Raw genomic sequence first — 1,176 nt, 5'->3', positions numbered from 1 at the left:
AGTAAATGCCATAGAAAAAGCCATTCATCAAACCGCAAAAAATCCTGAACCCAAGCACCGCTATTTTCAATCGGTGGTGAAAAAATATCCCTCATTCCGAAAATTCCCCAGTTATTTAAGAAGAGCAGGGATAGCCGATGCTATTGGTATAGTCTCAAGTTTTCAAACGAGATATAGAGCATGGCAATCGGGAGAGAGAAAACATCGCTTTTGCCAACCGCCAAAACTAACAGCAATGTGCAGAAGTTACCCTTCATTGTACAAAGGTCAACAGATTCGTTATGGGGAAAAATATCGCACAATTCAAATTAAAATCTGGAATGGAAAAGATTGGGTATGGTCAGCAGAAATCCCCGTCAAAAAACAAGGGAAAAACCGCCATCTTGTAGAAGGAAACGAGATAAAATCTCCTGCATTAGTGGTCAACAAAAGAACCTGTCAACTTTCCATGCCTGTAAAGGTTAAAAAAGTCGAAAGAGAGGAATCAGAATATGTTTGTAGCGTAGATTTAGGGATTAACAATGCAGCAACAGCAGCCATAGTTGGTGCTGACGGTACTGTAAAAGCACGGAAATTTATCAATCCGGCTAGAGACATAGACCGTCGCAATCGACGTAGGATGAAGATTGCTAAAAAAGCTAAACAAACTGCCCGTATTACCGGACAAAAGCACAGGAAAGGTTTTTGTAAGGGACTCTATCGTAAATCTTCCCATATCAACCGTGAAATATCTCGTAAAGTCATGCGGGGAATTGTTGAGTTTGCCAAAGCGCATAATGTCAAAATTATCGTCTTTGAGAACTTAGCCGGATGGAAGGCAAAAGCGGGAAGAAAGGGGACTTTGCACAAACAAAAATTCCATCTTTGGTGTCATCGAAAAATCGTTGAGTTGACCCAAGAAAGATGGAGAGAATTGGGAGGTAAGGTGGTTTTTATCAATCCCAAATATACCAGTGCCTATGCTTTTGATGGCAGTGGGAAAGTCAAGAGGGGAAAAAGTAATTATTCTCTTTGTCGTTTTAGTACGGGAAAGCAATACCATTCAGATTTAAACGCGAGTTATAATATTGGCGCGAGATATTGGTATTGTGTATTAATAGGCGACAAAAACTTTTCCAGAGTGTATGTGGGCAAAAGTTCCGACTGCACGCTGAGAACGCCAGTTGTTCTGGGAAC

General features: G+C 40.8%; 1 protein-coding gene. It reads left to right on the top strand.

The genetic code is table 11. The annotated features are described in order from the left end of the window. Positions 1-235: 235 nt before the first annotated feature. On the top strand, positions 236-1,176 hold a 941-nt coding region (locus tag VB714_RS15495; RefSeq protein WP_323225533.1), incomplete at its 3' end, for a transposase.

It is taken from the genome of Spirulina sp. 06S082 (assembly GCF_034932145.1).
Classification (GTDB): Bacteria; Cyanobacteriota; Cyanobacteriia; order Cyanobacteriales; family Spirulinaceae; genus CCY15215.
This window is presented reverse-complemented; position numbering and strand designations above follow the sequence as displayed.